The sequence below is a fragment of the Botrimarina mediterranea genome (genome assembly GCF_007753265.1).
GTDB classification, from domain to species: Bacteria; Planctomycetota; Planctomycetia; order Pirellulales; family Lacipirellulaceae; genus Botrimarina; species Botrimarina mediterranea.
Genome location: NZ_CP036349.1, coordinates 3,097,699 through 3,123,335 on the forward strand (window position 1 = coordinate 3,097,699; position 25,637 = coordinate 3,123,335).

At 63.6% G+C, this 25,637-nt stretch carries 12 protein-coding genes; 9 read left to right on the forward strand and 3 right to left on the reverse strand.

What is annotated here, in order from left to right; translation table 11 throughout:
- Window positions 1–77 precede the first annotated feature (77 nt).
- The 7 genes from Spa11_RS12140 to Spa11_RS12165 all read left to right on the forward strand — a co-directional run bounded on the left by Spa11_RS12140 (window position 78) and on the right by Spa11_RS12165 (window position 10,928).
- Window positions 78–1,094 carry a hypothetical protein gene (locus tag Spa11_RS12140; RefSeq protein WP_145112581.1) on the forward strand — a complete coding sequence of 339 codons (1,017 nt, stop codon included), beginning with the start codon at window positions 78–80 and terminating at the stop codon, window positions 1,092–1,094.
- Between the two features lie 88 nt (window positions 1,095–1,182).
- Entirely contained in the window at window positions 1,183–2,862 is a 1,680-nt protein-coding gene (locus Spa11_RS12145) for a type I restriction-modification system subunit M (protein WP_231932910.1), read from the forward strand.
- Window positions 2,832–3,263, forward strand: a complete 432-nt coding sequence (locus tag Spa11_RS23280) for a DUF4160 domain-containing protein (protein ID WP_231932912.1) — start codon at window positions 2,832–2,834, stop codon at window positions 3,261–3,263. Before Spa11_RS12145 ends, Spa11_RS23280 begins: the two co-directional genes overlap by 31 nt.
- Before the next feature lie 88 nt (window positions 3,264–3,351).
- Window positions 3,352–4,482 (forward strand): restriction endonuclease subunit S, encoded by a 1,131-nt coding sequence (locus tag Spa11_RS12150; RefSeq protein ID WP_197529339.1) that lies wholly within the window; start codon window positions 3,352–3,354, stop codon window positions 4,480–4,482.
- A gap of 1 nt (window position 4,483) precedes the next feature.
- Complete coding sequence (locus tag Spa11_RS12155; protein ID WP_145112585.1) at window positions 4,484–6,166, forward strand: hypothetical protein; 1,683 nt, start codon at window positions 4,484–4,486, stop codon at window positions 6,164–6,166.
- Between the two features lie 35 nt (window positions 6,167–6,201).
- Complete coding sequence (locus Spa11_RS12160) at window positions 6,202–9,351, forward strand: type I restriction endonuclease subunit R (protein WP_145112587.1); 3,150 nt, start codon at window positions 6,202–6,204, stop codon at window positions 9,349–9,351.
- Between the two features lie 908 nt (window positions 9,352–10,259).
- Entirely contained in the window at window positions 10,260–10,928 is a 669-nt protein-coding gene (locus tag Spa11_RS12165; protein WP_145112589.1) for a transposase, read from the forward strand.
- A gap of 375 nt (window positions 10,929–11,303) precedes the next feature.
- Here Spa11_RS12165 and Spa11_RS12170 read toward each other — a convergent pair whose 3' ends face one another.
- Entirely contained in the window at window positions 11,304–13,196 is a 1,893-nt protein-coding gene (locus Spa11_RS12170; protein ID WP_145112592.1) for an alkaline phosphatase family protein, read from the reverse strand.
- 29 nt (window positions 13,197–13,225) lie between these two features.
- A complete protein-coding gene (locus Spa11_RS12175) occupies window positions 13,226–13,879 on the reverse strand; it encodes a PEP-CTERM sorting domain-containing protein (RefSeq protein WP_145112594.1) in 654 nt (217 codons plus the stop codon).
- A gap of 114 nt (window positions 13,880–13,993) precedes the next feature.
- On the opposite strand from Spa11_RS12175, the gene Spa11_RS12180 reads away from it, so the two are divergent.
- Together Spa11_RS12180 and Spa11_RS12185 are read left to right on the forward strand one after the other, a co-directional pair.
- The gene (locus tag Spa11_RS12180) at window positions 13,994–15,178 is read left to right on the forward strand and encodes a glycosyltransferase (RefSeq protein ID WP_145112596.1); all 1,185 of its coding nucleotides are present in this window, start codon (window positions 13,994–13,996) and stop codon (window positions 15,176–15,178) included.
- A 381-nt stretch (window positions 15,179–15,559) separates the two neighbouring features.
- The gene (locus Spa11_RS12185) at window positions 15,560–20,602 is read left to right on the forward strand and encodes an autotransporter outer membrane beta-barrel domain-containing protein (protein WP_145112598.1); all 5,043 of its coding nucleotides are present in this window, start codon (window positions 15,560–15,562) and stop codon (window positions 20,600–20,602) included.
- Between the two features lie 483 nt (window positions 20,603–21,085).
- Here Spa11_RS12185 and Spa11_RS12190 read toward each other — a convergent pair whose 3' ends face one another.
- Window positions 21,086–25,414, reverse strand: a complete 4,329-nt coding sequence (locus Spa11_RS12190; RefSeq protein ID WP_145112600.1) for an autotransporter outer membrane beta-barrel domain-containing protein — start codon at window positions 25,412–25,414, stop codon at window positions 21,086–21,088.
- Window positions 25,415–25,637 lie beyond the last annotated feature (223 nt).

The window sequence follows — 25,637 nt, forward strand, 5'->3', positions numbered from 1 at the left end:
ACCTCGCCGCCGGCGGTACGCCCCAAATGAAAGGGCCCCGCCGAGCGTTGGCGCGCTTCGGCAGGGCGGAGAATCAAGTGCTTCAGAATTGTAACACACTCGACAAGAAATCGAATCGCCGTTCGGACCCGGGAGAAATTGGTGGCAAACAACTAAAGGGCAAGCTGTTCAAGCTGCTCGAGGCGATCGATCCGCAGAGCCTCGACACACCAATCGGGCGTCGTGCTTGGGCGACCGTGGTCAACCTGCTAAAGGCCATCGCGATTTTCTCGAAAGATGGGCCCTGCGAGGCTTACGTCAGCACTATCGCCCAGTGGATGAGCGAGAGGGTTGGCGTCGATCGGTCGACGGTCCACCGGGCGTCGAAGCTGGCCCAGGAACTCGGATTGCTCATCATCGAGCCACAGTACTCGCACGGCGGTCGCACGGCGAATCGCTGGATCGTCTGCTGGGATGTCGTGGAAGAGTTGGCGGGGGCGTCTGTACAAAGCGGTGAGTCGCAGGATGCGACAGGGTGGGTCGCACATTGCGATTCACCTCATCGCAATCTGCAACAAGGTGAGTCGCAGAATGCGACAGCTAATAAAGGATTAACCTCTTCATTACCCATTGAAGAATCCCCTCCTCCCCCTGCCGGAGGCTGGGAGGAGGAGGTCGAAGTTCTTTTGAGGTTGGGGGTGCGGCAGGCTTTGCCTGCCGTGCACGCCGCGATCTCTGCCGGCTGCACGATCGATGACTGGCTGCCACATCGCCGCTACTGGGAGGAGCACCGCGACCGGTGGGACAGTCCCGAAGGCGTGCTCTACCACCGGCTCAACTCGCTTCGTCCTGGTCAGGCAGCCGACACGGGGTGGCCCGAGCTCGACGCGCCCACCAAGACCGCGCTGCGACTCTGGAGCGAGGGCGACGAGTACGACCGCAAGAAGTACGCCACCGCGCAGTGGCGAGGTTGGGACCGCCCCAAGCAGCTCGACATCCTGCAACAGGCCGGCATGTCGCCAGCCGAAGCCCAGCGGCTTCTGGTCGCGAACCCGGACGAAGCCGAGCGCCGCGCCGTCGCGTACATGGCGCCGCTGCTGAAGCCGACCGGATAGGGGCGCCGCTCCCTGCTGCCAACTGCGTGCGTTTGCCGTTATCATCGGGCCCGGCACGACGCCCCTCTCCTCGGACCGACCCGACTCGATGGCGAAGAAGAAGACCACCCGGAAGGACAAGGCTGCTGAGGCGGCCCCCGCGGCGCCGACCGACCTCGACTACGCCGACAAGCTCTGGAAGGCGGCCGATACGCTCCGGGGGCAGGTCGATGCGGCCGAGTACAAGCACGTCGTGCTCGGCCTTTTGTTCCTCAAGTACATCAGCGACGCCTTCGCCGCGCGGCGTGACGAGCTGGCGGCCGAGCTCACCGCCGACGGCATCCCCGAGGCGCAGCACGCTGCGCTTCTCGAAAGCCGCGACGAGTACGCCGCGGAGAATGTCTTCTGGGTCCCCAAGGCGGCCCGTTGGGAGGAGCTGCAAGCGCAGGCCACGAGCCCAAAGATCGCCACGCTGATCGACGACGCCGTGCTCGCCGTCGAGGCCGACAACCCCTCGCTGAAGAACAAGCTGCCGCGCGACTACGCCCGGCGCGGCATCGAGCCGATCAAGCTCAAGTCGCTCGTGGACCTCGTCGCCGACATCGGCTTCAAGGGGGGCCGCGACAAGGCCCGCGACACGCTCGGCCGCGTCTACGAGTATTTCCTCGGCAAGTTCGCCCAAGCCGAAGGCAAGCTCGGCGGCGAGTTCTACACGCCCCGCTGCGTGGTGCGCGTGCTCGTCGAGATGCTCGAGCCGTACGAGGGCCGCGTCTACGACCCGTGCTGTGGGTCGGGCGGCATGTTCGTCCAGAGTGAGCGCTTCGTCGAGGCCCACGGCGGCCGCCGCACCGACATCTCGATCTTCGGCCAAGAGTCGAACCCGACGACGTGGCGCCTCGCCCATATGAACGTCGCGCTGCGCGGCATTGAGGCGAACCTCGGCGAGAAGCCGGCCGACACGTTCCTCGCCAACCTGCACCCCGACCTGCGGTGCGACTACCTGCTCGCCAACCCGCCGTTCAACGTCAGCGACTGGTCGGGCCAGCTCTTGCGCGACGATGTCCGCTGGAAGTACGGCGCCCCGCCCGTGGGCAACGCCAACTACGCGTGGATCCAGCACTTCGTCCACCACCTGGCGGTCCCTAACGGGAAAGGCGGGGGCGTCGCCGGGTTCGTGATGGCGAACGGCTCGCTATCGAGCAACTCGGGGGGCGAGGGGGACATCCGCCGCAGCATCGTCGAGGCCGACCTCGTCGATTGCATCGTCGCCCTTCCCGCACAGCTCTTCTACACGACCGGCATCCCGGTCTGCCTCTGGTTCCTGACACGCGACAAGACGGGCCGCAACCTGCGCAACGGCTGCCCGAACCGGCCAAGGGCCGTAAGGGCGAGACGCTGTTCATCGACGCCCGCAAGCTCGGCGCGATGCAGACGCGGACGCTGCGCGTCTTATCGGGCGCGGAGGACGCCGAGCTGTTCGAGGGATCGCACGACCCGGGGCCCGACTCCGATATTGGCCGCATCGCCTACGCATTCCGCCAGTGGCGCGGCGAGCCGGCGCCGAAGTGGTGGGACGAGACCCCAATCTCAGAGGGTGGGCACGGCGAGTGGAAGTACACCGACCGCCCCGGCTTCTGCAAGGCGGCGACGATCGACGACATCGCGAAGCACGGCCACGTCCTCACGCCGGGCCGCTACGTCGGCGCCGAGGATGTCGAGGACGACGGCGAGCCGTTCGCGGAGAAGTACCCGCGGCTGGTGGCGGAGATTGAAGAGCATTTTGAGATAGGAGAGTCGCTGTCAGCTGCGATTCGAGAGAAACTTGCTGACGTGGGTTCCGACTCTCGTGAGGACGACGCTTCTGAAGCCGCAGCTGGCACGGATTTCTTCACCTCATTCACGCTGCACAAGAAGGATGGCATCCAGTACGCCATCCGCTATCGAGAAACAAATCACCATCTCCCTCATATTCATGCCAAATACCAAAGCAGTGAGGCTTCGATTGCGATCGACGGAGCAGAAGTAATCGCTGGGTCACTCCCGCCGTCGAAAGAGCCTGTAGCTCGCGGCTGGGTCGTGGAAAATGGAGCCCGCCTCAAAGAAGTCTGGGATAAAGCGAAGAGTGGAGAGGACGCGAAAAAACACTGGTTGAGTCCATCGAAGCCGAAGGGGCCAAAAAATGTCTCCTGAATGGCGAGAGACGAAACGGGGACAAGAAATCACCTTAGAGTACGGCAAAGCGCTACGAGGGTATTCCGAGCGTGGCGGTGCGGTGCGCGTGTACGGGACGAACGGCCCGGTCGGCTGGACCGATTCGCCGCTTGCTAATGGGCCGGGAGTGATACTAGGCCGTAAGGGCGCCTATCGGGGTGTTGAATACTCAAAGGGCCCGTTCTTCGTTATTGACACTGCTTATTACGTCGTACCTAAATCAAATCTCGATATGAGGTGGCTTTACTATGCGATTAAGCACCACGATCTAGGCGGCATAGACGACGGCTCACCAATCCCATCGACAACGCGAGCGGCTGTTTATCCGCGGCCGTTAGCTGTCCCGCGTCTTCAAGAACAACGCGCCATCGCGGGCGTGCTCGGCGCGCTCGACGATAAGATCGAGCAGAACCGGCGGACGGCGGCGGGATTGGAGAAGTTGGCGCGGGCGATCTTCCGGGCGTGGTTCGTGGATTTCGAGCCGGTCCACGCCAAGGCGGCCGGCGCCAAGTCCTTCCCCGGCATGCCCCCCGCCGTCTTCGACTCGCTGCCGACCCGGCTGGTGGACTCGGAGCTGGGGCCCATCCCGGAGGGATGGAGGGTCGGACCGCTTAGAGAGCTATGTGATCTATCGAAAGAGCAAGTCACGCCAATGAGTCATGCCGACGAACTGTTCGATCACTTCAGCCTCCCCGCCTTCGACGCATCGCGACGACCGGTCACCGAACCCGGGTTCGGAATTAAGAGCAGCAAGTTCATAGTACCGCCAGGTTGCGTGCTCATATCAAAGCTCAATCCGCGAATCCCCCGCATTTGGTTGCCGGGCGAGTCAGTCGGTCGCCGACAAATCGCATCGACAGAGTTCCTTGTCCTCCAGCCTAAGGCGGGAGTGTCCCGCGAACGGATATACTGCCAAGTCGGCGAAACGAGTTTTCTTGAAGCGTTAACGCAGACGGCAACCGGAACCTCGAACAGTCACCAGCGCGTGAAGCCGCAGGACTTCATGGCGACGCCCGTGATCCATCCCAGCGTCACGGCATCTGGCGCCTTTGAGCACCAAGTGATTCCGATGATGGACCGTATACAGCAGATGAGCGACGAGTCGCGAAAGCTTGCGGAGCTGCGGGACTACCTGCTGCCCAAACTGCTGAGCGGCGAGGTGCGGGTGAAGGCCGCGTCGGACGAGGAGGCGGCGTGAGATGTCCGACGGGAGCAAAGAGCGTGAACCGAATCGCTGGTACGAGCTTTCCGTGCGGTACGCCGGTCCTTCCACCATCACTTTTGGAGACAGTGCAATCGCGGTAACTGGGACCGCGTTCTTCGAGCATGATGCTACCGGCGAGCCTATTCTCCAGTTCGATTTGTATGACTGGGAGCAAGCCGAGGGACTCTTTGAGGCAGTCGGCTTGTATCAATGGTTCGAGCGAGTCGGGCATGCAGGCGCGAAGTCGGTAACCATCCAGGACGATCGCGGTACTCTCGTCGCATCGGGCCGAGTTCGTTGTGCTCAGTGCATTCAGCGCCTTGGCTCGCCGGACCACCCAGCCACTTTGCGATTCGAGGCGTCTAGCTACACGTATTCGACGAATACGGCAAGCAAGGAGACTTGCTTCGCGATGCCGCTGGTCAACTTGGTACTTGCTTCGTTTGGCCGATGGCACGAGCTACCGAAAGTTATTGGTCAGCATCCCCTGCGCATCTATCCCACACCGGAAGTTGCGGGGGACCCTTCAAACCCTGAAGTTCGCTTCGAGCGAGATCGCAAGAACCGCGTCATCGCTTTTCCGCTCGATGACGGGTTCTGCTACATCGAAGCACTGCCTGAGTACAAGGAGGTGCGAGAAAGACTATCGTCCGAAACGATATCGCGGGGCATTACTGCGATGCTGGTGGGGGGGTCCCTGTCTCGCAATCCAAGCATTTCAGACAAAGAATCCAGCTTCCGTCACGACCTGCTTAACCTTCTCGACTTGGCCTCAGGCCATCACACAGGGTCGCCATGGATCGAGTATCGCGACTCTAATGGGCTTCTCTCAAGGCGGGAGCATTCACCGAGCATCGCGCCGAAGTGGAAGTCTTTTCATCCTGTTTTGGATGACGACCAGAAGCCCGATGCGGCCTATTTCCTTAGCCTTGGACTGAGTCGTACGGAGATCTCGAGTCGATCGACCAGACTTTTAATCTCGCATATGACTGATGCCGGATGTGCGGGCCTTACGTTAGATGACAAAATCACGAACCTTGCTCGCGCTTTCGAGATTCTGGGTCGTGAATGCGGCTGCTCAAGCCAAGTCCTGCGGGACAGCCTTACCCAAGAGTCTCGCGAATTCGTAGCGGACGAATTGCGAAAATGCAGGACGGCAATTTTCCGTCTCTCACGAAAAAAAGGAAGGCAAACGGACAGGGCGACGTTGGAACGCATTGCAGGTCGCGTTGATAACGCGGACCGCAAGGAGAACGCATTCGGCCTGATCGTCGCAGCAGTCTGCGAAAAGCTGGGGCTCGAAGACTACACCGCCTTGCACGCTCTCGATTCCTCGCGACAGATGTCGTGGTCAGACTTCCTAAGCAAGATTCGGGGCTGCGTTCTACATGAAGGCGGCCTCGATTTTGGATCGGGAGATTGGACGCCGACAGAGGTTTACGACGTTTGCACCCACCTTCTCGACCTGCTGATTCGGGTTCTGATGAAACGGTTGGGAAGCCAGGAGCCTTACTTCAGCCCGATAAGACCCTTTCAACAGCTTCGAGCATTGGACTGGGTGACTGAGCAGACTCAGGTGACCGAACTTCTGCCCTGCTTTGGGGGAATCAAGCAGGCAGCAATCGAGGATTCTGATGAAGACGAGAGCGTTTTGCCGCCAGACGCCGAACTAAACTAAGGGCTCTCGAAGCTCACCCCGCAGAGGCCGCCGCGTTGCACGAATCCGCCGTCGAAGACGCTACCGAACTGCTCCTCGCCGGCCTCAGCTACACCGCCGCCCGGGGCGTCGATCTATCCGAGGCGGGCGACCGGACGCAGCCGACGGACTGGCTGTTGCGGCCGCGCCTCGTGGCGGCCATCGGGCGGCTCAACCCGCAGCTGCCCGCCGACGATGTCGAGGGCGTCGCCCGCGTCGTTTCGGCTCCGCCCCACCCGACGCTCATCGAGAACAACCGCTGGCTGCATGGGCTGCTCACGGGAGGCGTCGAGGTCGAGTACGCCGACGCGAAGTCGGGCGAGCGCCGCGGCGGCCGGGCGCAGCTCGTGGACTTCGACAACCCGGCGGCGAACGACTGGCTCGTCGTGCGGCAACTGACGATCGCCGGCACGGGCGGCCCCTCTTCCTCGGCAACGCGGGTCCGCCCCGACCTCGTGGTCTATCTCAACGGCCTCCCGATCGGCGTCGTCGAACTAAAGGACCCGACCGACACGGCCGCGACGCTCGACCGCGCGATCGACGACCGCCTCCGCAAGTACCAGCGGTTGGTCCCCGACCTCTACGCCGCCAACCTGTTGTGCGTCGCCTCGGACGGGCTGCTGACGCGGGTCGGCTCGCTGACGGCCAGCGCCTCGCGCTACATGCCGTGGCGGCCCGAGGCGGGGGGCGAGCCGTCGCTCGACGCGATGTGCCGCGAGCTGCTCGCGCCCGATCGGCTGCTCGATTACCTGACGAGCTGCGTCACGTTCGAGGAGGACGAGCGCGGCGACATCGTCAAGAAGATCGCCGGCTACCACCAGTTCCGCGCCGTGCGGAAGGCCCGCCGGAGCGTGCTGGCGGCCCAGCGGACGCCGGGCGAACCCGCTGATGACTCTTTCGGCGACAAAGACCTCGGTAAAGGCGACGGCCGCGGCGGCGTCGTCTGGCACACGCAGGGCTCCGGAAAATCGCTGTCGATGCTGATGCTCGCCGGGGCGCTGGTGCGGCAACCTGAGATGGCGAACCCGACCGTTGTCATCGTAACGGACCGCAACGACCTCGACGACCAGCTCTTCAGCACGTTCGCAATGGGGCGCGACCTGCTGAGGCAGGAGCCCGTTCAAGCCGAGAGCCGCGATCACTTGGCGGAGCTGCTGGACCGCGCCAGCGGCGGCGTGATCTTTACGACGGTCCACAAGTTCACCGAACGGAAGGACCCGATCAGCGAGCGGCCCAATATCGTCGTCATGGCGGACGAGGCCCACCGCAGCCAGTACGGGTTCGTCGAGGGGGGCGCCCGTTGGATGCGCGACGCACTGCCCAACGCGACGTTTGTCGGCTTCACCGGCACGCCGCTCGAGCGGGACGACAAGAATACGATCCACGTCTTCGGCGAGTACGCCGACGTTTACGACATCCGCCAAGCGGTCGCCGACGGCGCCACCAAGCCGCTCTATTACGAGTCGCGGCTGGTGAAGCTCAAGATCGACGACGCCGAGGCAGACGCGGCCGAGAAGCTGGTCGATGACCTCGCCGAAGCGGACCGCAACGGCGAAGACGCGGACGGGCCGACGAGCACCGTACGGGTGCGGCTCGAGCAATTAGTCGGCGCGCCCGACCGTATCAAGGACGTGGCGAAATTCGTCGTCGAGCACTGGGAGGCCCGCCGGTCGGCGATGGAAGGCAAGGCGATGCTCGTGACGATGAGCCGCACGATCGCCGCCCGGCTCTACGAGGCGATCCGCGAGCTGCGTCCCGAGTGGCACAACGACGACGATAAGCTCGGCGCGATGAAGGTGATCGTCACCGGGATGGCCAGCGACGAGGCGCCCCTCGCGCAGCACGGCCGCACCAAGGCGGCGCGGAAGGCGCTGGCGGCGCGGTTCAAGGACCCGGCCGACGAGTTCCGGTTGGCGATCGTCTGCGATATGTGGCTGACGGGTTTTGACTGCCCGCCGGCCCATACGATGTACCTCGACAAGACGCTCGCCGGCCACAACTTGATGCAAGCGATCGCGCGGGTGAACCGGGTGTTCGGCGACAAGCCGGGCGGTCTGATCGTCGATATGCTCGGCCTTGTGGACCAGTTGGCCGACGCCCTCGAGACCTACACCCGCGAAGGCGGCACCGGCGACGCCGTCCAAAAGGTTCAAGACCGCGCCGTGCCGGTGATGAAGGACGCCTTCGAGACGTTGCAAAAGTTCCTGCATGGTAGCCGTTACGAGGAGGCCCTCAACCCGGGTTCGCAGTTCCTGCCGATCGCTCTGCGGGTGATCGACCATATCTTCGGCGCCGACGACGGCTGGAAGCGATACCAGCGCGAGCTAAAGAAGCTCTCGACCGCCTATGCGCTGGTCGTTCCGCGCGAGGAGGCGGAGGCGATCGTCGATCACCTGCGGTTCTTCCAGCAAGTCGCGGCGATGATCCGCAAGCGACTCGGCGATGACCGCGGCGGCGACCGCTCGAAGCAGCGCGACATCGACGCGGCCGTACGGCAGGTGGTGGGGGGCGCGGTAGACGCCGACGAGGTGATCGACCTCTTCGCCGTCGCGGGGCTCGAGGACGCCCGGCTCGACATCCTCTCGGACGACTTCCTGAAGCGCATCTCGGCGCTCGAGCAAAAGAACCTCGCCCTCGAGACGCTCAAGAAACTCCTGGCCGACGAGATCCGCACGACCGAGCGCACGAACTTGGTCCGCAGCCGCCAGTTCCGCGAGGCTCTTGAGGACGCGATCACCAAGTACACCAACCGGGCGATCGATACGGCGGAGATGATCGCCAAGCTGATCGACCTGGCGGTGACGATTCGCGACGCCAAGGCCGAGGGGCAGGACCTGGGGCTCTCGTCCGAGGAGGTCGCCTTCTACGACGCCCTCGCCGAGAACGGCTCGGCCCGCGAGGCAATGAAGTCGGACGACCTTCGATTTATGGCGCGCGAGTTAACGGAGATGGTCAAGAAGATGCCCAAGCTCGACTGGACCGAACGCGAGGCCGTCCGGGCGACGCTCCGCCGCAACGTGCGGCGGCTGCTTGCCAAGTACGGCTATCCCCCCGACCTCTCCGAGGACGCGACGCAGCTTGTGCTGAGGCAGGCGGAGCTATCGACGGACGGGGACGTAGGGGGCCGGCAGCGGCGTCGATGGGTCCTCCCTGGCAAGATCGGTTAGGCATGAGCAGCAGACGAGGCGGGCGCGGCGATAGGCATCTTGGACCCTCCCTGGTGACCCAAACCGGCGGCGGCGTCTAGCTACGCCATGGGGCCGGCCCCTGAGCCCCCGCCGCCGCGACCCTGGCGACGACAACCAAACTGGGGCGACGTCAGGGAGAGCCCCGCAAACTGCGTCGAACGATGAAGCGAATGGCACGTAGTTCTCCGCAAGTCGTTGCTGTGAAGTGACCTACGAAGAAGGGCCTCGCTTGTCTAGATGGGAGTTGTCACGCAACCCGTTCAAGGCAAGGAGGCCCAACGATGCGAAGTCTTACCGATGGTCGCTGTCGGAGCCAGATCAGCTTTCTACGGTAGCAGTTCTTGCAGGGCGGCGGCCTTCCCTTCGGAGACGTGCTTTCTAAGAAGATTGTCTCGCAGGCGCTAGCGTCTTCCGGCGTCGTTTGGAAAAGAGCGAATCTACTCGCCGTTAGTGACGTTGTGAGTGTTCCTCGGCCAAGTGCTCGGCGCCGACCATTCTTGCCGCTCGGCCGTCTCCCGCTTGATCGCCCATCGGCTGGCTCAAGGTGAGGGCGAGTGCTCGGCCGAGACCGGCGCTTACTGCCAAGCGCGGAAGCGGTTGCCAGAGAAATTCTTCTCCGCGATGGCGTGCCTGGTCGGCCGAGAGCTAGACGCCAAGCGTCCTCCGAATGGCTGTGGAAAGGCCGTCGCGTTTATCTCTTCGACGGCTCAACCGTGTCGATGCCCGATACGACCGCCAATCAAGACGCCTACCCGCAGCATGATCGCCAGCGGCCGGGGTTGGGTTTTCCCATGGCCCGCATCGCGGCCATCTTCTGACTCTCTAGCGGAACGATTCTCGACCTGGGCGTCTGCCGTTACGCCGGCAAGGGGCAAGGCGAGTTGAGCGTGTTCCGCAGGCTCATGGGCTTCTTCCGCCCAGGAGACGTGGTGCTCAGCGATCGTTTGTACTGCACCTGGAGAGAGCTACTGGACCTTCAGAAACGTGGCGACCACGCTGTGTCGCAACTGCAGGTCATGCGGAAGGCCGACTTCCGCAAGGGCAAACGCCTTGGCAAGGGTGATCACATCGTCCAATGGCCCAAGCCGACAACGATCCGTTCGGTCGATTGGCCAACCCATCGTGACTTACCCGACTCGATCACCGTTCGTGAGTGTCGCGTGATCATCGGCCAGGCAGGCTTCCGAAATAAAGAGATCGTCGTCGTGACGACGCTGCTGGACCCGAAAGAGTTCCCGAAGGAGGAAGTTGCGGCGCTCTACCGAGTGCGATGGAACGCCGAGCTGGACCTGCGATCGGTCAAGACGACCATGCAGATGGAGGTGCGCTGCAAGACCTCCGAACTGGTGCGTAAGGAGATCTGGACCCACGTGCTCGCCTACAACCTGATCCGCACCGTCATGGCTCAGGCGGCGAGTCGGCACGCCCTCCCGCCACGGACGATCAGCTTCAAGGGGGCGATGCAGACGCTCGAAGCCTTTCAGCCACTAGGCGCCTGCTGTTCACAACTCCGTGACCAAGCCTACGAACGACTGCTCGCCTACATCGCGACCTAAATCGTCGGCGACCGGGCAGGACGCTTCGAGCCAAGGCAGGTCAAGCGACGCCTAAAACGCTACCAATGGATGATGGCCCCAAGGCGGGAGACCAAACTCCAACTCCTCACTGAGCTTGCGGAAAACTACGTGCCATTCGCGTTTACGACCGACGCAGGTTTGTTCGGAGGCCGTATTTCCCGATGTCGGTCGGACCTGTGACGATCGCGGACCGGCCTAACCGTCTCAGGACCGACACCGCGTCTGAACGTCTATGTGGAACCCGGACGCATAATCGACACCAGTTCTTCCGGCGACTATCGTGTTGAGGCGTAAGGATCTCGGTCCTCTCCATGGTTCTATCCAAGTCGTATATATCGCTAGCGCGCTCGATTTCTACTTAGCGCAGTGCTCTGCAAGAATGTAGCTTAGCTCAATTGCTTCGGCGTACGTTGGCGCTTGACGCAGTGCCTTTTCGACCGCTCGCAGCGCGTCGAGCAATCTTCCCATCTCCTTGAGCGTCTTTGCCAACAGATAGTGGGTTTCGGGACACACTTCTTGCGACGACGCCGAAGAGAGCAGCCATTCCAAGGCGGCGTCGTTGTCACCTTCCGCCAGCGACAGCTTCCCAAGCCCACGCAACGCGGTGGCGTCGTTCGAATGGACGCGCAGCTCCTTGTGGAAAGCGCGGCGGGCCTCGTCGGTCCGCCCCAGGCGGTCGTAGATCGTCCCAATCTCGGCGTTGACGCCGGCCTGCCTCGGCTCTACCGACTCGGAAAGCAGCAGCCGCTCGAGCGCCAGCTCCAATTGTCCTTCGGCTGCGAGCAACTGCCCGCGGAGACGGTCCCCAAGCCACGACGGAGCGTCGTGCTCGATAACCGACTCGACGAGGCGCTGCGCGGCGTCAAGGTCGCCGAGCGCGGCGTGGCATCGCGCCGCAGTGATGGCGTAAGCGGCGACCTCCGGGCGGCGGCGATGACAATCGAGCAGCAGCCGCAGCGCGGTGGCGTAATCGCCGAACTGCAAGTGACTCTGCGCGAGATTAAACGCACAGGCGTCGTCGGCCATTTGCGCCGCGTGCTTGCTCTGGAGCGTCTCTTCACGAGCGTAGCCGTCGTCGACTAGCCATTGCCTTAGGGCGTCGGCTTCCCTGACGTTCAACGGGTCCAAGCGGCGTTGAGGATCCGTAGTAACGAGGCGAGACGGAACCGCTGCGGACGGCGGAGTCTCCAACGCGTCTTCGAGCACTCGGCCATCGAGTCCCTCCGTTGGCATTCCCAACAGGTGCAGCACCGTCGGGCAGATGTCGAGCAGATTGCCGCCCCAAACCCAGCGATCGGCGTGGATGCCCGGGCCGCGTATCGCCAGCAAGCCGAAGGGCGAGTGCCACTGCGTGTCGCCCCGGCCCGTGGATTGCCGTGCAGGTCGGCCCTGGGCGCTTCGCAGGCCGTGGTCGGAGAACAGCATGACGTGCATATCTTCGCCGGCGAGTTGCAGCAGCCGACCGAGCATCTGGTCGCAGAACCGATACGCCTGCGTCATGACGCCGCGATAGAGGTCGAACGACCGCTGCGTCACTTGGCCCTTGGGGGGATGGAACCGCATGAAGGCGTGGCCGAGTCGGTCAATCAGGTCGTAAACGACCGCGGCGACCTGCCAGTCGCTGTCGAGAAGGGCGGTCGCCATCGCGTGGGCCGAAGCGGCGTCGGCCAGCCGGCCAGCGAGGATCGCGAGCCCCGGGTCACACTCTTGATCGACGCGGTCAGCACGCGGCACGAACGGCAGCAGCTCGGCGGGCCCCAGCTCGCGCGGGTCAATCCGCAGCGGCGCCAACACGTCTTCAAGCCCGGGCGTCACGCCGCGGGGCAGGTCGCTCCAAGGTTCAGCAAGATGGCCGCTCGATCGAGTGAACAGATGAGAGACGAAAGCGCCGCAGGCAGGTTCAGCGGGGTAGGTGGGCCAATTGACGATATGCGTCGTCAGCCCCGCCGCCGAGCAAATGTCCCAGAACGCCGGGGCCGTGCGGTCGCCGCCAGACATCGGCGTGGCGGCGTCCCCCTTACGTCGTAAGTAGCCGGTGACGCCGTGACGCGCGGGCCGGACGCCCGTGGCGATCGACGACCACACGAGCGGCCCGACGCCGGGCTGGAGCGTGGCGATCCGGCCGATCGAACCCGTGTTGACCAGCCCTTCAAGGCAGGGCATGTCGCCCGCGTCGAGCAGTGGATGGACCATCGACCAGTCGGCGCCCGCCCACCCGATCAGCAGCACGCGCTTCGCGAGGCCCACAGGCGACCTGTGCGTTGTTGGGGAGCGCTCTACGAACGACGGCGCCACGCGGCGACGCCCGCCGCGCCCATCGCCAACAAACCAAGCCCCGCCGGCTCGGGAACGGCGCCCGCCCGGATGCCGACCCCCGAAACCGATTCGTAGGCGCCGCCGAAGAGCGTCAACTGACTGCCGGAGTCGTTGACCGCGACATCCAAATAACCGTAGTGGGGCGAACCCCCGGGAATGTCGAAGCGAACCGCCGCATAACCTCGCGTGCCCGTGAAGTTGTCGAAACTGCCGTCAAGTCTCAGCACCTGATAGCCATTGTCGATGGTGAGAGCGTCGTCGATGAGGTCTCCGGCGTTGAGGTAGCGCACACTGAACGCCATGTAATCGAGGATTACCCCGTTCAGGTAGTGGAGATCATCGGTGATGTCTACGCCGACGTAACTCTTAAAGCGGAAGTCATCGACTCCGTCACCGTCGATGTCCAGATTCACCGATTGATAGTTGACGCCAGGATCGGCATCTCCGATCACAAGCGGCCCTCCTCCCGGCAGATTGATGGGGATCACAGCAGCGGCGGCCTCATCGGCCAAGATGGCACCGCTTGCGGCGGCTACTGAGTAAGCGGCAAGATAACGGCTCGTGCGACGAAAATCGCCTGAGGTTGAGTGAATATCACGTTGCGGATCGGGCATCAGACAAGTCCTCGTTGGCGGCAGAGCGGACGGGGTTTGCACAGCGGATGATACCTTCTCGTAGCCGACAGCTCAAACTTCTTCCGCCCCGATACCCTGCACAAGGTTGCTGCTGTGTCGCGTTTCTTACTGGCCTGGGAACTCGGCGGCGCCCTCGGCCATCTCGCTACGCTCCGTGAGTTGGCGACGCTTCTGCTAGAGCGACGTCACGACGTGGCCCTGGCCCTCAGCGATTGCGACCTGGCCGACCAGTTCTTCCCGGGGCTGGAGGTGCAGACCGCCCCAATCCATCGGCCCCTGAGGGGAGTGATCGCTCAGCCCAGCACCTACGCCGATGTCCTCGGCAACGCCGGTTGGAACGCCATCGAGACACTCGGCCCGCTCTGCTCTGCGTGGCGAGACCTCTTCAATCACTCGGGCGCCGAGGTTGTCGTTGGCAATTTCGCCCCGACGGCGTTGCTCGCCGCCCAGGGAATGGATTTGCGGTCAGTTGTCTTCGGCACCGGGTTCCATTCGCCCCCCGACATCTCGCCGCTTCCCGATATGTGCCCCTGGCGCGACAACTACGCCGATCGGCTACTGATCACTGAGCGGCAGGTGTTGGCGACGACCAATCGGCAACTCGCCTCCCAGGGAGTTGAGGAGTTGGAGAGAATCACTGAGCTGTATCGTCGCGCCGACGCAAGTCTGCTGACGACCTTTCTGGAAATGGATCACTACCCCGACCGCGTCGGGGGAGAGTACGTCGGCCCTTGGGGAGAGCTGCCTGGAAACGCTCCGGTGTGGCCGAAGGGCTCGGGGCCTCGCGTCTTCGCTTACCTCAAGCCGATCGAGGCGCTTCCCTATCTCTTGCAGCACGTGCATCAGGTAGGCTGGCCGACACTGGTCTACGCCCCCGGCGCCAAGGAGTCGGCGGCGCCTCTCGCCCGCCCAACGATCCACGTTGTCGACCGTCCGCTTGACATGAAGCGTGTGGCGGCGACCTGCAACTTCGCGGTGCTCAACGCGGGACACAACGCGACGCTACGCATTCTCTTGGCGGGCAAGCCTGCGCTCGTCCTGCCGACAACCGGCGAACAGCAGCTGGTGGCGCAACGCGTGGAACGCACGGGCTCCGGGCTCGCCGTTCATCCGAATCACCCAGCCGCCGCCGTCGCGTGCCTCAATCGACTCGCTTCCGACCACAGCTACGCCGACGCGGCCAGCCGTTTTGCGACTCGCTACGAATCAATCGATCTAGCGGACTTGCGTGAACAGACGGCCGATCGACTAGAGGAGATTGCCATTCGTAATGAGTGAGTACGCGTCTGCCTGGACAATCGCGCAAACTATGCGTTCTGCGAGAACGGTGCGTCCCGGGGGACCGCAGCAGCATGCTTAAGAAGACCAAAGATGTATCCCTTCGTTGAACCTGCGTAGAACCGACACTTCGCGGTTGATGCCGGGACGTCCCGTTTGCCCTGAAAAGCTTGTGTTTGACGCACGTTTGCTAGAACGCCGAATTTACCGGCGTCAGTGTCCGCGACAAGGACGCACAGCAATGGCTCGCCATCTGCCCGGTTGATTGCCGCCCCCGGCCGCGGCAATTACGATTAGCGGGCCCCCCTACGGAATCGACACTCCTCCCTATACCGTCACTAGTTAGGGTGGATCAATTCGACGCTTATAGAATTTATGACAATGTCCGCCTTTTCGTCCACAACGATTCGGTTTGTTGTCGGCGCCTTGTTTACGGGATCGGGCATCATCGCTGCGGCGACGGAATCGACAGTCAACTTTGTGGGGACGCTCCCGCTCCCGGCCAATTGGAGTAGTTCTTCAATTTGGTCGAATGGGATTCCGAATGCCTCGGGGGACATTGCCAGCGCTGTCGCACCGGTGCTACTCCGGTCTACCCCGGTGCTCAATCTCGACCTCCCGGTGACGATTGGCGAGTTCCGTAGCAGCGGCGTCCTGGCGGCACAGGTGATCGGGAACCATCCGCTCACGTTTGATAACGCTGGTCTTGCGGGAGCGATCTCCACGTCCCACTTGACCCCGACAGCCGCGACGCGGCAGGCAGGGTTGGATTTCAAAGCCCCCATCCGGGTCGCCACGGGGCAGGGATTGCAAGTTGTCGCGGGACCGAATGCCCCCGTCCGCTTTGAGTCAACCCTCACTGCCGACTCGACGATTACGGTAAGTGGCCTCGTGACCCTGCTCGTCGATTCGCCCGCCCTGACGGGTGGGGTCACTCTTGTAGATGGCGAACTGATCGTCACCACGTCGGGCGGACTGGGCGATACAACTGCGGCGACGCGGGTCGGCGCTGGGTCTCGACTGCGTCTGCAGGCAAACTCGGCCGAAGCCTTTGAACTCGCAGGCGGCGCGGTCGTTGCCGAGAACTCCGACCTGACCGGCCCGATCCGCCTCGACGCGGACTCGACCCTCTGGGCCGTCGCCGCTACCGGCGCGGCGACACGCAGTGTCTCGGGCGTGATCAGCGGCGCCGGCGGGATCACTTTCCGCTCCGGCCCCACGAACCGCAACGTTCAGCTCCGCTTGTCGGGACTCAATACCTACGACGGCGCCACGATCATCGACGAAGGGCTGGTCATCGCGGCCAGCAGCAGCGCCTTCGGATCGACCGTTGGATCGACCCTCATCACTAGCGGTGCGACGGTCCGCGTCTCAGCGCAGACCGACGAGCGATTCCAGCTCGCTGCGGGGCGCCTGATCTTCGACCAGGGGACCGCGCCCACGCAGGCGTCGATGCGCGTCGGCAACGGCGAGGTGGTCGTGTGGTCGCCTCAGTTGGCGATGTCAATCGAAGTCGACAACGCCGGCGGCGGCGAGCTGGCTACATTCACGCAGTACAACACCTCCGACTTGCGATCGTGGACTGGGGGATCCACCGGCGTCGGCGACCTCGCCCTCGGAGGCGGCGTGCAAGTCAACGCGCCGCTCACGCACGACGGCGCCCTGGAACTCCGCGAAGCGGAGCTCAACACGGCCAACACCTACACTGGCGCCACCCGGGTGACCCAGTACGGCTCCGAGATCAATCACGCCGACGCCCTCGGCGTGTCGGACCTGCCGCTTGAAGTGCTGGGAGGCGACATCACCTTCAATGTCGCGCCGAGCAGGCCGCGCGACGTCATCCTCCGCGGTGGATCGCTCGACGTCGCGCCCGGCGCCGGCGCCTTCGAGGGGGACATCGTTTTGACCGGTGAGTCCCAAGCGAGCGTCGGCGGCGGCGGCGTCTACAACGGCACGATCCAGTACTCCCCCGAGAACAACCAAAGCCACACGCTCTCCGGCGGCGCCTACAACGGCGCCATCCGCGGCGACGGCAGGATGCGGCTCGCAGGCAACGTCACGCTTAACGCCGCCAACGACCTGCGCGGGCTGACCACCGTGGTTGAAGGCGTCATCATCGCCAACCACGCCCAGGCGCTCGACACACCCAACACCCGCGTGGAGTCGGGCGACCTCGTCTACAACACTGCCGTGGACGGACAGCCCGTGATGGCGATCTCCGTCGGCGCGGGCTCCACCGGGGGCCGTGTGATCCTCAACACGCCGCAGACTCTCAGCGACCCATGGGTCGTCAGCGCGGGCGAGCTCGTCCTGGGCGCGGCGATCGACGCCGACGAGCTCGTCCTCCTCGGGACCGGCGCCATAGCGACGCTCCGCACCACCGAGGGCGGATCGCTGGGCGTCACCGGCGAATTGCGGTCCGATTATTCCAGCCGAATCTTCGCAACGCTCGTCGGCGATGGCGTCGTCCGCGCCCGGGGCTACCAGACAGTGATCAACGGAGACCTGTCGGCGTTCACCGGCGACTTCGCCGCCGAGCAAGGCGAGCTTGGCATTTCCTCGGCCGGCACGCTCAACCGCCAGACCGACATCCACGTCGGCAAGTACGCCACCCTGCGGATCAACGCCGATGAGGTCGTCGTCCGCAGCGACATCTATCTCGAAGGAGGGCGCTTCAAGGGGCCGTACGAATACGACCTCCTCGCCGGCAGCTACGCGGATGATCAGGAGTTCGCCGGCAACCTCTACGTCGACCAGCGCGGCGCCCGCACCGGCGGGACCATGACGCTGACCGGCGACATCATTGGCCCTGCCCTCACCCACTCCAACGGCGGCTTGCGCATCGCGTCAGGCGTCAGGGGCCTCACCGACCTGCTGCGGGCCAACGGGGGCGTGACGGTCGACCAAACCGGCTCAATCGCTGGAGTGAGAGACATCGTCATCGGGCACGCAGGCTCGCTCTACCTCGGGCAAACCCCAAACTCCGATCGCATCGACGACGCGATCACCGTCCGCACCGAGGGAGGACAATTCTCGCTCATCTCGGGCCAGCAGTTCCTCACCAGCGAGCGGATCGGCCGTCTGATCGCCGAGCGCGGGCGAACCAGGATCATCGCCAGCTCGGATCACTCCGGCACCCTCCCTGTCGGCTTCACCTTCGGCGAGCTCCAGAGGCAGAAGGGCGCCACGGTCCGCTTCGTCGAAGCGGGCCGCCAGACGACGACCACCGTCGAAAGCGTCTACACGTTCGACGGCACGATGCTTGGCGGAGGCTTTATCCTCCTCCCCAGCTCGACGCCCGCCGCGTTCGCCGCGATCGATACCAGCGGCAAGATCACCGGCCTCACCGCGACGCGGTCGACCCTCGTCGGCAGCGTCGCCGCCGACCACACCCGCATGACCGCCGACGAAACCCTCACCGCCGACACGACGGTCGCCTCGATCAGCAACCTGCGGAACGTCAACCTTGGCGGGCACACGCTCCACGTCCGTTCGGGCGGCGTGCTCGGCGTGGGCAAACTCTCTAACGGCAACGTCACCGCCGGGACCGGCAGCGGCGCGGCGGAGCTGATCTTCCACCAAGGGACCACCATCGAAGCCAACGTAGTCGATAGCCCGGCGGGCGACTCGGTGTCACTCGTCCTCGCCGAGAGCGCCTGGCTCTCCGGCGCCAACACGTACACGGGCGGCACTTACGTATCGGGGTCGGGGGAGTCATCCTTCTTCGATCGGGTAAGGATCCTCTCGCCCTCAGCGGTCCCCGTCGGCGATCAGCTGCATGTGCACAGCGCCCGCTATGAAGCGGGGAGTGTTTTCACCCAGGAGGTCAATTACCAATCGATCGCCGTCACAGGCGGCGGCGCCTTCTACTTCGGCTCCAACCCTGTGCGGGCCGAGCGGATCGACTTGGAAGACGGGTCCTTCTCAGGGCGTCTGCTCGGCGCGTCCCTGGTGACCAAAACGGGCTCGGAAGGAGCTTCGATCGAGATCTCTAGCGACTCCTCGTTTACCGGCGAGGTCCACGTCGAAGACGGGCTGCTCTCGGTAGGGAGCAAGGTCCTCGACGGCGCCAAGACTTACGTGACCGGCGGACGCCTCCGCGCCGACGCGACGAGCTACGGAGAGGTCCACCTGCAGGGGGGCGAGTTCGAATTCGTCTTCCACCAGACCGACCTGTACCTCGACGCCGACTCGACGCTGATCTCTAAACGAGGCGGGCCGTCTCACCTCGGCGGCGCGCTGGTCGGAGATAGCGACCTCGTAATTCGCGGCGACGTCGACGAACGCTTCCAGAACGGCGTTTACCTGCGAACCCCCACCGAGCGGTATACCGGTGACGTACGTGTAGAGTCGGGGGCTCTCTTCCTTCGCGGGACAGGCGTCGTTGGCCAGGCCGATGTCTCGGTGAACGGGGGCGGAAGGCTGGTCCTCGTCGGCGTCAACGGCTCGACCCCGAACTGGCTCGACAGCAACGTCGATCTCAACGGCGGAATGCTCGTCTCCTACCATCCGTCGGGATACACTGACACGCCTTTCCAGACGAACGTCGTCTTCGGCGATGTCACCGTGCATAACACGAGCTACATCGGCTCGATGAACGCCGGGGCGTCCGGCCCGGGGATGAAGTTGGCGGGAAGCGTGCGGTTGCTCGACAGCGCGACGGTACTCGGCATGGGCGACTACCGGCACCTGATGCGCACGATCGAATCGGGTGGCGTTTTCGTCGAAGTCGCTGGCGACCTGGAGGTCGGCGCCGATACGGCTTGGAACATTCTGACCAGCTCGCTGAGCGTGACCGGGGCGATCCGTCCCGCAGGCCCCGAGGGGTCGATCGATTTCCGTGGGGCCGCCGCCCAGCTCGACCTCACATCCGCAACGTGGGAAGCCCCGGCCGGTCGCCGCTTGGCGGTGCTGGTCAACGGCACTCGGCAGTCGCTCGAGCTGACCGGCGACGGAGCCGGACTCAAGGGAAGCGGTTCGCTCGTCGGCGACTTCGCCCTCTCCGGCGGCGCCTCAGTCAGCCCCGGCGCCTCGATCGGGACCCTCACCGTCGACGGCGACCTGAGCGTCGGCCCCGGCGCCGTCTTCGACTACGAGATCGATGGTGTCCTCAGCGACGCGTTGAACGTGAACGGCATTCTCGATTTCAGCGGCGCCAGCCTTGCCTCCTGGACGCTCCAGTTGTCGCGATTCGGCGGGACATCGCCGATCGCCCACGAGTGGCGCATCGCTTCTGCAAGCAGCCTTGTAGGGTTTGACAGTGCAATGGTCACGTTCGAGTCATTTGATGCTTCGCTCGACCTTACGAGCTATTCAGTTCAGCAACGCGGCTCGTCGCTATTCCTGATTCGCGTCCCCGAACCGAGCACCGGCATTCTGCTATTCGCCGCCGTGCTAGCTTCGGCTTTTTGGACCCGTAATTGACCGGTCGGACATATGCTTCGCTGCCGGGTGGAGACGCATAGTATCTGCGTTGAGGTGGCCGATTGTTTTCGGTGCTGCGAAAAGTACCGTCGCCCTGTAGCGCGAACGGTTTCTACCAATGCTGCCTCCACATGAATAGAAAGGCAGCGAACCGTGGCCCGCTTCGAGTCTGCTGTTACCTCAACCTCGCTGAGATGTTTTTTCACTAATCTCCACTTCACCGATGTGAACCACGGTCGATCTGACGGCTCTGACTATCAAGTCGAGATTGTGACACTGACCGTTGCGAGGGATCTTGGCTCGCCGCCGGAACGGCGTCGGCCGGACGCGCCAGCCCACCCGCGACCTTTACGTTCTACGGAGGTCGGTCGGACCTGTGAGGATCGTGGGCCCCGCCAATCGACCGCGATGGAAACTACTATTGCAACTTTGCCCGCCTCGATTACCGCCGAGGGCGAGGCCACTTTCGCGGCTAACGTCCCATTAAAACCATCCCTTGAGCGCGTTGCTGTCACTAGCAAAGCGACGACGTTGCGTCCGCCTTAGATTCTTGCTGTCTCGTCGTATTCGGCGAAGAGATGCTGAAATCGCGAGGACCGTCAGAATTACAGCACTAGGTTCGGGTACGGAGGCCCCAACAGGCGGTATCGCCGCACCAAAGTTGCTAGCCCAAACGTTGTAATCGGACACGTCATAAAGGATGTCAAGGCCATCACGCCATACCGTGTAGTCCGCGGCATCGACTCTTCCGTCGAGGTTGAAATCGCCGTCCAATGTGGCGGCGAGCTCGAGCAAGATTCCTTGGTTGGTGGCGTTGAGCGAGAAGCTGGCAAAATCGAGCGTCGGGAGCAGCACGGTATCGAACGCGCCGGACAGGATACCCACGCCGTCATCAATGAGGCCGATCAACTCGAAGGTCTCGCCATCCGCGCCGATGAAATCGTCGCCAATGAGCACCTGAAGTTGGCCACCAAGCATTGCGGAGCCGACCGTCAGCCTGCCATGCTCTTCGCCGCCGAGCTTGATGAGCGTGGCCGCCGTTGAGGAGAGCGTGAGGTCGCCGCCAACGAGCAGGCCGTCCGCGTCGTCGCCAGGCGTGAGAACTCCTCCATCGACGACGACACTGCCAGTGATCGTACCCGCGCCGGACAGTTCGCCCGGACCCGAGAAGCCCTCGCCGTTCGCCAAGACACTCAGCAAGGGGGTGTCGAGGACCCCATCGACTCGGAGTCCGTCGCCCGCAACCGGGCTCACTACCAGGGTGTCAATCGAGGCGGCAACGTAGCCCTGCGAGCCGATGGTCGCGTCGCCGAACAGCAAGAGCTTCTCAGTCCGCAGCTTGCCGCCGTCGGCGACCAGCAGGCGTGTCTCGTTGAACGCGACGAAAGCTTCGAGTCGTTCGCCGCCCGGTTCGAGCGGGTCGAGCAGGCCGTTCTCGGTGTTGAGCTCAAAGCCGCCAAGGACCTCCATCTCGGTGGGGCGGTTCGCTCCGCGTTCAAGCAGAGCTAGCCCCTGGATCGCGTCGAACCGAACCGCCGTCCCGTCAAGTATCAACTTCCCGTTGCTATAGCGTGTGATGCGATCGACGACGCCCAGGTCGATTAGCGCGCCGCGGACGGTTTCGGCGCCCGTCGCCGCATCGACGTCGACCGACTCGCGGACCGTCCAGTCGCCCGCCAAGGAATAGTCGGGCAGGCCCTGCAGTACTTGCACCAAGAGCAACTGCAAGAATCCCTCGTCGCCGAAGACCAAGTCACCGCCGACGACCTCGATCTTGTGCTGGGAGAAGTCGTGCTCGACCAAGGCGAAGTCGAGTGACTCCAAGCCGCTGCGACCCTCGACCCGCAGCGACCCTCCGTGGAGCAGTAGGTCGCCGTTGACGGTGAGCTTCGCGCCGTTCTCAACGTTAATCTCGCCTGAGTTGGTGAGATCCCCCTCCGTTGAGAAGCGGATCCCCTCGCGCAGGTTGATCAAGCCTCGGTTCTCTCGGACCGTGTTGAAGTAGGGGAAGTAGGCGGCGCCACTCAGCGTGACCTTCGACGCATTGATCGCGAGCGTCGTATCGAAATCTTCGAATTGGTACCCGGAGCCGGGGACCGCCGGGTCGAAGCCCGGCTCGTCGTCAAACTCGAACTCTCCAAGATAGTTGTCCGCGGCGGTCACTGCCGTGATGGTGATACCGAGAGACGCCTTGTCCTCGCCCCCCGCGCTGAAGAAGTTGCGGGTGTCAAACAAGGCGGGGTTGCCGATGATCTGCCACTCGCCCGCGTCGAACGTCGCGCCGCCGCCAGCATAGTCTTCGATGGTCGCGGAGATAGCGAATCGGGCGTCCGCTTCGATCCGGACGATTCCCTCGTTGTTGTCGAGATTCACCGGCACGATCGTGCCGCCGCCGGGGTTGGAGACCGTGTTGGTTCCCGACGCGATCAACAGCAGGCCCCGGTTGACGATATCGATCTTCCCGCCGTCGTCGATCTGCAGATTGGCTACCCCGGGCACGGCCAACAGCTTGTCGAACTTTACCGTTCCCCCCGCTTCGGCGCGGAAGAGCATCTCCTCACCTGGAGCGACGAAGCCGAGGTCGATAACGAGCGTTCCGCCGGGACCCGCCGCGAAGACGCCCTCACCGGTCGGTGAGCTCAACTGCCCACCACTCAGAGTAAGCTTCGCGGCGCCGTCGTTGCCCGCTACTCGGATGAGTCCGTCGTTCACGTAGCCTGCACTGGTGTTGAACATGGTGTCGCCCGAGGCGAGTACGTCACCCGTGTAACGTGAGACGAGCAGCTCGCCCGAGTTGCGTAACGCCTCGGTCAGAGTCACCTGGATCGACGAGCCGAGGAGATTGAGGACGCCTGAGTTGTCGATCCGCTGAGTTACAGCTAATGCCGGGCCGCCGCTCGAGCCCGCCAACGTGATGGTGTGGCCTGATTCAATGACCAACCGATTGGCCTCAATCGCGTTGGCTCCGTTGCTGTAGATCGCGGTATGACCCGTACCCCCGATCGTCAGCACGCCTGTCGGTCCGGCGGCGAGTTGCATGCCTAAGTTGCCGACTAGCGTCCCGTCGTTCGTGACCCGGTTCAACTCCCAACGCAGTAGACCCGATCCTATCCCGTTGTGCGTCAGCTGCGAACCGGCAATCAGCCGGAGCTCGTCGGCTACAACGGTTTGATCTTGATTCTTCGCCTCCGACACGATCGTGGCAGGCGTGAGCTGATCGACGCGGCCGGCGTCGGCTCCGTTCTGTCCTAGGACAAGGAGGTTTCCCGTCAGGCTGGCGGGCGTGATGGTCGTTCCGAGCACACGCCAACTATCGATGTCGTCGTATCCGCTGCCGGCAAAGCCGTTGAAGTACAACACCTCGGTTGGCGCCGCCTGCATCGTGAATGCGCCCGACTCGGTGATATCGATGCTGACGAGTTGCTCACCCGTGCTCTGAAAGAGCTCGATCTCGAACTCACCAAGCAAGGCGCCCAGCACGCTGGTCCGTGCATGAATCGCCGGGCCCAGGCCGGCGAGCTCCACCGAGAAAGGGCCCACGTTCAGGTTTGCGCTGATCGCCAACGCCTGGAACTCCAAGTAGTCGCCGATTGTCAGAGCGCCGCGGTCGGTGCGGCTAGCTTTGTAGCGGGTAAAGTCGATACCGACGTCGACGGCGTTGCCATCCAATAGTGCGACCTCCGGCAGGTTGCTCCAATCGCCGGCAAGCGTGTCGGTGATGGTAACTGCCCCGTCGTCGCCGATGACCGCGACGTCCGCGCTGAAGGTTAGAGTTACCTCGAAGTCGGCTTGGATCGATGATTCGTACTTGTAGCCCAGCTCGGGGCCGTACTTCAGATCAATGAGCGTGCCGTCGATCGAGCCGTTGATGTCGCTAACGGCCTGCCCGATCGTCTTCGAGAAATCGGTATACGAGGCGGGCGGCAGGCCCGCGGCGGTTGAAGCGAGGATCGATGCAATGCCATCGATGTCGACCCCAAGCCGAAAGATGTCGGCGTCGATCGTGTGGCTGATTCCACGCTCGCCGCTCAGCGACGTATCGATCCGGAGGGTGTCGCCGAGCGTCGGCTTAACGATCTCGACGCGGCCGATGTCGCGATTGAACAGCGTCGGTTCACCACTGGGCTGCTTGCCGTCCAGCGAGATGTCGTAGCCGAAAACCGTGTCGTCGTCGCCCGGGTTCACGCCGATCGACTGGCCGGCCACCGTAAGCGTGCCGAAGTCCGTGTCGTTGTTCAGATCGACGCCTACCCCCAGCAAGGTCCAATTGCCGTCGTCGTCCGTCGGCTGCTCGACGACATCCCAGTCGAATGGCAAGCTGCTGTACGGCACGACCCCCGCGAAGCCGTAGTCCACACGGCCCGTGGCGTTGACGTCAAAGATCACGTCCGCCCCGACCGACGCCGAAGGCAGGTCGATCTGGCCGACGCCAAACGCGCCGTTCGTGTCGAGACCCGCCCCGCCCCGCAGTGAGAAAAAGCCCCCACGACGGATCACGTCTGGCACGGAGAGTGTCGGCGTGTAAGCGAAAGTAGCGTCCGCATCGAGACCGCCCAGATCGAGCGACGCGTTCAATTCTAGCCCCGCGCGGCCTGTGATGTTGGCGTCGAGCCGCACGCCGGTGCGTGTGTCGGCGCGAACCTCGGGCAAGCCAAAGATCGAAGGGAAGAGCACCGCGTTCGAGGAACCGACGATGCCGCCGGCGCGGAGGTCCTCGTCAAACTCGACCCCGAGGAATAGCGGGTCCATCTCGAACTGCCCGACGCCGGTATCGTCGAGAGCCGCCCCCAACTCGATCGGGCTCGAGAGCACAAATGAGTGTTCGAAGGCCGCGGAAGGGGGAACGCACGCACTCAGCAGTACGATCTGAACGGCGGCAGATCGGACGATCAGATAGGATACGGCATTTGACATTAGACCCTTGGGGTGATTGGATCTGTTCAGTGCATTCTATTTGTCGAAAGTGTAGCAGGTTGCGAACGTCACCGTTCGTCCTCGCAGCCAATCATTTGACTTCTTGTAAGTGGTGTTGAGG